8 protein-coding genes are annotated in these 9,044 nt (G+C 67.7%); 4 read left to right on the top strand and 4 right to left on the bottom strand.

The annotated features are described in order from the left end of the window. Both AC5E6L_RS02055 and AC5E6L_RS02050 read left to right on the top strand, forming a co-directional pair. Nucleotides 1-906: geranylgeranyl diphosphate reductase (locus tag AC5E6L_RS02055; protein WP_491770930.1), on the top strand; the 906-nt coding region annotated here is incomplete at its 5' end. Between the two features lie 8 nt (nucleotides 907-914). Continuing rightward, nucleotides 915-1,232 (top strand): hypothetical protein, encoded by a 318-nt coding sequence (locus AC5E6L_RS02050; RefSeq protein WP_491229527.1) that lies wholly within the window; start codon nucleotides 915-917, stop codon nucleotides 1,230-1,232. Here the strand turns inward: AC5E6L_RS02050 and AC5E6L_RS02045 are convergent. Next, nucleotides 1,192-1,665, bottom strand: a complete 474-nt coding sequence (locus AC5E6L_RS02045; protein WP_491229528.1) for a TspO/MBR family protein — start codon at nucleotides 1,663-1,665, stop codon at nucleotides 1,192-1,194. The two genes, AC5E6L_RS02050 and AC5E6L_RS02045, sit on opposite strands and share 41 nt — an antisense overlap. A 63-nt stretch (nucleotides 1,666-1,728) precedes the next feature. Further along, the gene (locus AC5E6L_RS02040) at nucleotides 1,729-2,187 is read right to left on the bottom strand and encodes an Lrp/AsnC family transcriptional regulator (protein ID WP_491229530.1); all 459 of its coding nucleotides are present in this window, start codon (nucleotides 2,185-2,187) and stop codon (nucleotides 1,729-1,731) included. 109 nt (nucleotides 2,188-2,296) lie between these two features. Between AC5E6L_RS02040 and putA the strand changes: the two genes are divergently transcribed. Next, nucleotides 2,297-5,812: a bifunctional proline dehydrogenase/L-glutamate gamma-semialdehyde dehydrogenase PutA gene (gene putA, locus AC5E6L_RS02035; protein WP_491770927.1), complete on the top strand. Its 3,516-nt coding sequence runs from the start codon at nucleotides 2,297-2,299 to the stop codon at nucleotides 5,810-5,812. A gap of 405 nt (nucleotides 5,813-6,217) precedes the next feature. Next, nucleotides 6,218-6,910: a Crp/Fnr family transcriptional regulator gene (locus AC5E6L_RS02030; RefSeq protein WP_491770925.1), complete on the top strand. Its 693-nt coding sequence runs from the start codon at nucleotides 6,218-6,220 to the stop codon at nucleotides 6,908-6,910. Nucleotides 6,911-6,953: 43 nt separating this feature from the next. Here the strand turns inward: AC5E6L_RS02030 and hemN are convergent, their stop codons facing one another. Beyond that, complete coding sequence (gene hemN, locus AC5E6L_RS02025) at nucleotides 6,954-8,324, bottom strand: oxygen-independent coproporphyrinogen III oxidase (protein ID WP_491770923.1); 1,371 nt, start codon at nucleotides 8,322-8,324, stop codon at nucleotides 6,954-6,956. Beyond that, the gene (locus AC5E6L_RS02020) at nucleotides 8,324-8,938 is read right to left on the bottom strand and encodes a hemerythrin domain-containing protein (protein WP_491230648.1); all 615 of its coding nucleotides are present in this window, start codon (nucleotides 8,936-8,938) and stop codon (nucleotides 8,324-8,326) included. The genes hemN and AC5E6L_RS02020 overlap by 1 nt, the downstream gene beginning before the upstream one ends. Nucleotides 8,939-9,044 lie beyond the last annotated feature (106 nt).

Here is a 9,044-nt window from a genome sequence, read left to right as displayed (position 1 = left end):
CCGTTCTTGCGCGCGCGCGCGGCCAAAGCCGGGGCGCGCTACATCGTCGGCGCCTTCAGGGGCCTCGACCAGAACCCGGACGGCACGGTCACCGCGCACATCGCCGAAAAGGCCGGCAATCAGAAGAGCCGCCGCGTCACCGCGCGCATGCTGATCGGCGCGGACGGCGCGAACTCGGCCGTGCGCCGCACCGCCTTCGGCAGGGCCAGACAGCCCCCTTACGTGTTCGCCTACCACGAGATCGTCAAATCGCCCGCACACCCCGACCCGGCCCTTTTCCGCGCCGACCGCTGCGACGTGGTCTATGACGGCCGCATCTCGCCGGACTTTTACGGCTGGGTGTTCCCGCACGGCGCGCACACCTCGGTCGGCACCGGCTCGGCCGTCAAGGGCCATTCGCTGAAGGAGGCGACGCGCAGGCTGCGCGAAAATGCCGGCCTTGGCGATTGCGAGACGGTGCGCGAGGAAGGCGCGCCGCTGCCGCTCAAGCCGATGCGCCGCTGGGACAATGGCAGGAACATCGTGCTCGCGGGCGATGCGGCCGGGGTCGTCGCGCCCTCTTCGGGCGAAGGCATCTATTATGCGATGCTGACCGGGCGGCTTTGCGCCGACGCCGCCGTCAAGGCCATCGACACCCGGCGCGCCACAGCGCTCAAGACCGCGCGCAGGCGCTTCATGAAGGACCACGGCAAGGTCTTCCTCGTGCTCGGGATGATGCAGTATTTCTGGTACTGCTCCGACAAGCGCCGCGAGAGGTTCGTGACCATGTGCGCCGATCCGGACGTGCAGCGGCTGACCTGGGAAGGCTATCTGAACAAGAAGCTGGTCCGCCGCGATCCGCTGGCCCATCTGAAGATCATGGCCAAGGACACCGCGCAGCTGCTGGGTCTGGCTCGGACCACCTGACGCCGGACATGACCGCCCTTTTCGACTGGCTCGGCGCGATCGCCGAAAATGGCCGGCTGGCCGAGATCGCCATGGCGGTGCTCATATTCGAACTGGCCGTGTTCCTGTTCGTCTACCGCGCGCCGGCGGCGCGCCGCGCGCTCGTCCTGAACACGCTTGCGGGCCTGGCATTGATGGCCGCGCTCCGCTCGGCGCTGATCGGCCACGGGCCGCTCGTCATCGCCGGCTTCCTGTCGCTGGGCTTCGCCCTGCATCTGGGCGAACTCCGGTTCCGCCACCGCGCCTTCACGAAGCCGGGCGCACCGCCGCCATCGCCTCCCGATTGAGGTCGCGCACGCGCTTGTTGAGCGCAAAGGCGATCGTCACCCAGGCGAGATAGGGCACAAACAGCAGCGAGGCGACCGGCGAAACGGGCCACGCCAGCACGATGAAGGCGGCGATCGACAGCCACATCGCGCCCGAATCGATCAGCGCCCAGCCCATGCGGCGGATGCCGAAGAAAAGGTAGGACCAGGCCGCGTTGAAGACCAGCTGCGCAAGCCACAGCACCGTGAGCAGGCCGAACCCGGTCAGCCGCCAGGCGATCCAGCCGGCCGCCCCGATCATCAGGTACAGGATCGTCCAGACCACCGGAAACGCCCAGTTCGGCGGCGTCCAGCGCGGCTTCTCAAGCGCCTCGTACCACTCGCCCGGCTTGAAGATGCCGCCCGATGCGGCCGCAACGGCGACGAGCAAGGCATAGACGAAGGCGCTGATCATGGGCGTTCTCCTTGCGCTCTTGCACCGCGCCCGGTCACGAACGCAACGGCGGCGGCGACACCGTTACGCGCCCGCATCCTTGACCGCCTCCATCGAGACATAGGTCGAGGTGTTGGCGACGTGCGGCAGGGCCGAAATGCGCTCTCCCAGCGCCCGGCGATAGCTGGCGATGTCGCGCGTGCGCACCTTGAGCAGATAGTCGAACGGCCCCGCGATCATATGACACTGCTCGACTTCGGTCAGCACCGCCACGGCGGCGTTGAAGGCGGCAAGCGCCCTTTCGGTCGTATCGCTCAGCTTGACCTCGACGAAGGCGACATGCTCGCGGCCGATCCGCCGCGGGTCGACCACGGCGCGAAATCCGGTGATCACGCCCGCTTCGATAAGCCGCTTGAGCCGTGCCTGGCAGGGCGTCTTGGTCAACCCCACCTGCGCGGCAAGCGCCGTTACCGGCATGCGCCCGTCGCGGCCCAGCGCCTCGACGATGCGACGGTCGATACGGTCCAATTCGGCTTCCCGCATGCCTGCCATAGACGATCCGTTTCGTTCTGCCTTTCAATATTAGGCGCAATGGCCGCCAAATCCAACAGGTCGGGCAACATGACCCGGCATCACGCGCTACACTGGTCCCATGTCCCACGCACCCGAAAACCCGTCCGGCCCGCTGGCCGCGCACCGCGCCGCCATCGCCCGAATGCATCTGGCCGAGGAAACCGCAGCAGTGGCCGCAATGGCACACCGCGCACCGGTCGACGAGGCCGTTAGAACGCGCGCGCACCGGCGTGCCGCCGCCCTCGTTTGCGACATCCGCGCCATGGACACGCCCGGCATGATGGAACTGTTCCTGGCCGAATACGGTCTTTCGACCGACGAGGGCATCGCGCTGATGTGCCTGGCCGAATCGCTTCTGCGCGTCCCCGACACCGAGACGATCGACGCGCTGATCGAGGACAAGATCGCCCCGTCCGCCTGGGGCGAGCATCTGGGCAAGTCCGCCTCCTCGCTGGTCAACGCCTCCACCTGGGCGCTGATGCTGACCGGAAACGTGCTGCGCGCGCCGCCCTCGGGCGGGTTCGCCTCGGTCATGCGCGGCGCAGTGAAGCGCCTTGGCGAGCCGGTGATCCGCACCGCCGTCAGGCAGGCCATGCGCGAACTGGGCCGGCAGTTCGTGCTCGGCCAGACGATCGGCGAGGCGATGGACCGCGCCGCGAACATGGAGGCCAGGGGCTACACCTATTCCTACGACATGCTCGGCGAGGCGGCGCTGACCATGGGCGACGCGGACACCTATTACACCGCCTACATGGCGGCGGTCGGCGCGATCTCAAGGGCCGCAACGCGCGGCGCGGTCGAGGACAATCCGGGCATCTCGATCAAGCTGTCGGCGCTGCACCCGCGCTATGAGGAGCCCCAGCGCGCCCGCGTCATGGCCGAACTGGTGCCCCGCCTGCGCGAGTTGGCGCGGCTTGCCGCCCGCGCCGGCATCGGCCTCAACATCGACGCCGAGGAAGCCGCCCGGCTGGACCTGTCGCTCGACGTCATCGAGGCGGCGATCGCGGACCCCGAACTTGCCGGCTGGGACGGGTTCGGCGTCGTCGTCCAGGCCTATGGCAAGCGGGCCTTTGCCGTCATCGACTGGCTGCATGCGCTGGCCGAACGGCACGACCGGCGCATCATGGTGCGGCTGGTCAAGGGCGCCTATTGGGACAGCGAGATCAAATGGGCGCAGGTGGCGGGGCTCGCCGGCTTTCCGGTCTTCACCCGCAAGCCGGCGACCGACGTCGCCTATCTGCACTGCGCCCGGCATCTTCTGAATTCGACCGGCCGCATCTACCCGCAGTTCGCCACGCACAATGCCCATTCGGTCGCAACGATCCTCGAAATGGGCGCGCCGCGCGGGGCCTACGAGTTCCAGCGCCTGCACGGCATGGGCGAGAGCCTGCATGCGCGCGTGCTGGCGACCCAGGGCACGCGCTGCCGCATCTATGCGCCGGTCGGCGCGCACAAGGATCTGCTGGCCTATCTGGTCCGGCGCCTGTTGGAGAACGGCGCCAACTCCTCCTTCGTCAACCAGATCGTCGACAAGGCCGTGCCGCCGGAGGCCGTCGCCGCCGATCCGTTCGACGCGCTGGCCACGGCGCCCGAGCGCACGGTCCGGCGACCGGCGGATCTGTTCGCGCCCGAGCGGCCGAACTCCAAGGGCTTCGACCTTTACGATCCCGCCGACATCGCCCGCATCGAGCAAGCCCGCGCACCGTTCAAGGATCATCGCTGGCAGGCCGCGCCGCTGCTCGCCGAAGAGCGCAAGAGCGCCGGCCGCAAACCCGTTGCGATCACCAATCCGGCTCTGCCCGACGACGATGTCGGCACGGTGCGCGCGGCGACCGCCGCCGACATCGAGACGGCGCTGGCCGCCGCCATGCCATGGAATGCACCGGCCGACGCGCGCGCCGCAATCCTGAACCGCGTCGCCGCTCTCTATGAGGCCCGTTTCGGCGAACTGTTCGCCATCCTGACGCGCGAGGCGGGCAAGATCGCCGAGGACGCCGTCGCCGAACTGCGCGAGGGGGTCGATTTCCTGCGCTATTATGCCGCCGAGGCGCAAAAGGCGCCCGATGCCGAACCGGTCGGAACCTTCGCCTGCATCTCGCCCTGGAATTTCCCGCTCGCCATCTTCACCGGCCAGATCGCGGCCGCGCTCGCCGCCGGCAACGCCGTCATCGCCAAGCCCGCCGAGGCGACGCCGCTGATCGCGCACCGCGCCGTCCAGCTTTTGCACGAAGCGGGCGTGCCGCGCGACGCGCTCCAGCTTCTGCCAGGCACCGGCGCCGCGGTCGGCGCGGCGATCACGTCAGACCCGCGGGTCGATGGCGTCTGCTTCACCGGGTCGACGGCGACCGCGCGGACGATCGACCGCACCATGGCCGCAAACCTTGCGCCATCGGCGCCGCTGATCGCCGAGACGGGCGGCATCAACGCGATGATCGTCGATTCGACCGCCCTGCCCGAACAGGCCGTGCGCGACATCATCGTCTCAAGCTTCCGCTCGGCGGGCCAGCGCTGTTCGGCCCTGCGCGTGCTCTATTTGCAAGAAGACATCGCCGAACCGTTCCTCGAAATGCTGTTCGGCGCGATGGACGAACTCGCTGTAGCCGACCCCTGGGCGCTTGCGACCGATGTCGGCCCGGTCATCGACGCAAAGGCGCGTGACGACATCACCGCTTACATCGATGCCGCAGCGAAGGGCGGCAAAGTGCTGAAACGACTCGCCATCCCGGTGCCCGGCCATTTCGTTCCGCCCGCCGTCATCGCGGTGGCCGGCATCGAGGAAGTGAGGCGCGAAGTGTTCGGCCCGGTGCTGCATGTGGCGACGTTCAAGGCGACCGGGATCGATAAGGTGACGGCGGCGATCAACGCCACCGGCTACGGGCTGACCTTCGGCCTGCACACGCGCATCGACGACCGGGTCGAAGAGGTCGCCTCGGCGATCCGTGCCGGCAACATCTATGTCAACCGCAACCAGATCGGCGCCATCGTCGGCAGCCAGCCCTTCGGCGGCGAGGGCCTGTCGGGCACGGGCCCCAAGGCCGGCGGCCCCAACTATCTGCCGCGCTTTCAAAAACAGGCAACTGTTGCCAATCCGGCCGCCGAAGGCCCGGCGGCGAACCCCGCCGACGTTCAGCGGAAGCTGGACACATTGCGCGCCGGAATCGCGACCAAGGCAGGGCAGACCCGCGACCTGCCCGGCCCGACCGGCGAATCGAACCGCTGGTCGACCCATCCGCGCGGCCCGATCCTGTGCCTGGGCCCGTCGCCGGACGATGCGGCGGAGCAGGCGCGGCAGGCCATCGGGGCCGGCTGCGCGGCGCTGACGGTCGCGCCCGGCGCCCGCAGCGCCAATGCGGTCGACGGCGTGCTCGATCCCGCCAGCCTCGGCGGACTGACGGGATTCGACGCGGTTGCCTGGTGGGGCGGCGAGCCGGCCGCCCGCGCCATGCGCATCGCCCTTGCCGGCCGCGCAGGACCCATCGTGCCGCTGATCACCGCCGGCGAACTGGCGCCGCACTGCATCACCGAGCGACACGTTTGCATCGACACGACGGCGGCGGGCGGCAACGCCACGCTCCTGGCCGAAACGAGCCGATGAAAGGCGCGCAGACCGTCTTCCGATACCGGCATCAGACTTTCGTATGCGACACTTGGCTTGCCGCGTCGGCGGTTGCGCGGCCGCGCCGACAGGCGCATATATAACGGAATGCAAATATAAGGGCGTGGCGATCCCTTTCCGTCACGGCGAAAATGCCGTGCCATTCGATCCCACAACGGCGGTCCGTGCCCGTGTCGCGATATTGTATCATGAAGGAAAATAGACGTTTGCGGTACGCGCTTGACCCGGAGAGACAGGCTCGCCGCACCGTGAGAGGTTTGCACATTCCGCACTGTCACATTATGTTGACAGTGCCGGGCGATCGGGAGAGCGAACGTGCAGGGAAAGAACAGGGCGGTTCATCGGCCACCACGGCTTGATGTCCATAACTCGGACGTTCCGCTGGTGTGTCGAGCGTGCGAATCCCGCCACAAGGGCGTTTGCGGCGCGCTGACGCCCGACCAGCTCCTCCAGCTCTCCAGACACACCACCAAGCACGTGTATCGCAGCCAGTCCGAACTGATCACCGTCGGCGAGGACGTTCACACCTATTCGAACATCCTGTCGGGCGTGGTCAAGCTGACCAAGCTGATGGCCGACGGACGCCAGCAGATCGTCGGCTTGCAGTTCGCGCCCGATTTCCTGGGCCGGATATTCTCGTCGCAAAGCACCTATTCGGCCGAGGCCGCAACCGATGTGCGCGTCTGCTCGTTCCCCAAGTCGGTCATCGAGGAACTCGCCCGCGCCGCCCCGAACATGGAGCACGCGCTGCACGAGCAGACCCTTAAGGAACTGGACGAGGCGCGCGAATGGATGCTGACCCTGGGCCGCAAGACGGCGACCGAGAAGGTGGCCAGCTTCCTCTATCTGATCGCATCGAACATCGACCCCGAACTTGAGAACGAAGGGCATGCGATTCGGTTCGAACTGCCCCTGAAGCGCCTGGAGATCGCCGATTTCCTGGGCCTGACGATCGAGACGGTCAGCCGCCAGATCACCAAGCTGCGCAAGTCCCGCATCATCGAGCTGGAAAACAACCGGACGGTGATCGTGCCGTCCCTGCCGCGCCTCCGGGCCGCCTGCGAAAGCGAGCAGTGACGCAAGGGCGCGGGGCGGCCGGCCGACCACCGCGAAAGGCGTCTCATACCGCCTTCGAATAGCGGAAATCGGATTGGCTGAGATGCGCGTCGAACCGCGCAGCGACCAGCCGCGCGAACGGACGGGCGTCCTCGGGCACGAAAAAGCCCTCGATATCGGCGCCGCATATGAAGTCGTCATCGGCCTCGGCGATCGCCATCGCCTCGTTGATATAGGGTTCGGCCGCCGCGCCGAACCGGGCCTCCATCTCGTCGAACGACACCCTGAAGTCGCACATCAGCCGTTCGATGAAATGGGCCCGGATACGGTCGTCCTCGCTCATCCGGTATCCCTTGGAGGCCGTGCTCCGCCCGGCATGCACCGCGTCCTGGTACTGGCCGGTGGGGACGATGTTCTGCACGTAACCGTCCTCGAAAGCGCCGATCGACGATGCGCCGAGCGGAACGAGCGCCTTGCACCGATCCGTCGTATAGCCTTGGAAGTTGCGCCGCAGATGGCCCGTGCGCGCCGCCGAGGCGAGCCGGTCGGCGGGCTTTGCGAAATGGTCGATGCCGATCGCGTCATAGCCCGCCTCGACCAGCGCGGCGCCGGCGGCGAGCGCCTGCTGGAAGCGCTCGTGCATGTCCGGCAGATGCTCTTGCTTGATCATCTTCTGATGCTTCTTGACCCAGGGCACATGGGCATAGCCGAACAGTGCGATCCGGTCGGGATCGAGCGAGAGGACCTGATCGATCGTGCGCATCAGCCGCGGGCGCGTTTGCAGCGGCAAGCCGTAGAGCGCGTCGATATTGACCGAACCGACGCCCGCGCCCCGCATCGCTTCGATCACGTCGCGGGTCTGTTCGAACGTCTGCGGCCGGTTGATCGCCCTTTGCACCAGTGGATCGAAATCCTGCACGCCGACCGAAGCGCGCGTGACACCGAGCGCGCCAAGGCCGGCCAGCGTGTCCTCGTTCACGTCCGACGGGTCGATCTCCACGCTGATTTCGGTCTGCGAGGTGACATGGAAGGTGCGCCGCAGCGCAGCGCCCAACCGACCCAGATCCTGTGCCGACAGGATCGACGGAGAGCCCCCGCCGAAATGCACCTGCCCCGCCACGGGCCGGAAGCCGAGCCGGGCGCCGAGCGCGGCGATCTCGGCGAGCAGCGCGCCGACATAGGCATGGACCGGTTCGTATTTGAGCGTGTGCTTGGTGTTGCAGCCGCAAAACCAGCACAGCCGGTCGCAGAACGGGATATGCAGATAGACCGAGACCGGCTCCCTTGCGGTCAGCGCGCCAAGCAGCGCGGACTGCATGTCCGGGCCCAGGCCCGACCGGAAGTGCGGCGCGGTCGGGTAGCTGGTGTAGCGCGGCACCGCCCCGCCGCGCTGCGACAACAGGATCGTCAGATCCCGTTTCGTCGCCACGCCCATCAGCACCGCTCCAGACGGCCGAGCATCGGCAGAACATGCTCGCTCTCGAACGCCAAATGGCGGCGCACCCCGGTGAAGAACCCGCGCAGCATGTAGCTCAGCTTTTCGACATTGACCGCCGCCCGGTCGGCGGCGAAGGCGATCAGTTCGTGATGAACCTCCTCGGCGAACGCCTCGTCCTCCCAGTGCTCGCCGTGAAGCCGGTCGAGGGTCTCGTCGAGATCGGGCGCGTCGGCACAATGGGTCTTCAGGAACGGAAACAGTTCGCGCTCCTCGAACACATGGCTGCGATGAACGATCGGATAGATGCTGCGCGCAAGCGCAAGGCAATTGTCGCCGCGCACCTCGGCGGGCAGGCCGTCCGCCAGCGCCTCCAGCGCCGCGCACAGATTGCTCTGGACGCGCAGATGGTGCCTGAGCGTGCCGGCCAGCGCGCCCGCGCGCACCGGCACGGCTCCGCCCGCGCCCGCGCCATTGGCGACCTCGCGGCGATGGGGGGCGGCATGGCCGTTGCCGTGTCCGCCCGGAACGAGCGTCAACACCGCGCCGCTTCCGCGATCGCCCTTGCGCCGATCGCCGCTGCGGCTGCCGACCCGGTCCCTTGGCAGTTCCATCGCTGTTTTCCGCCTCCGGCGCCTTGATGCTCGGGCCAAGTTAGGCGTGCGGCCTGCGTCAAGTCGTTGATCAAGATCAAAGCAGCCCCCCGGGAGCGCTGGCACA

Source organism: Roseitalea sp., assembly GCF_984466335.1.
Note: the sequence above shows the minus strand (reverse complement) of the source record. Positions and strands in the feature narration are given on the sequence as shown.

Bases quoted from the DNA above. Each gene is read 5' to 3' on its own strand.
- AC5E6L_RS02050 (WP_491229527.1), top strand. From the start codon at position 915: ATGACCGCCCTTTTCGACTGGCTCGGCGCGATCGCCGAAAATGGCCGG.
- AC5E6L_RS02045 (WP_491229528.1), bottom strand. From the start codon at position 1,665: ATGATCAGCGCCTTCGTCTATGCCTTGCTCGTCGCCGTTGCGGCCGCA.
- AC5E6L_RS02040 (WP_491229530.1), bottom strand. From the start codon at position 2,187: ATGCGGGAAGCCGAATTGGACCGTATCGACCGTCGCATCGTCGAGGCG.
- putA (WP_491770927.1), top strand. From the start codon at position 2,297: ATGTCCCACGCACCCGAAAACCCGTCCGGCCCGCTGGCCGCGCACCGC.
- hemN (WP_491770923.1), bottom strand. From the start codon at position 8,324: ATGGGCGTGGCGACGAAACGGGATCTGACGATCCTGTTGTCGCAGCGC.
- AC5E6L_RS02020 (WP_491230648.1), bottom strand. From the start codon at position 8,938: ATGGAACTGCCAAGGGACCGGGTCGGCAGCCGCAGCGGCGATCGGCGC.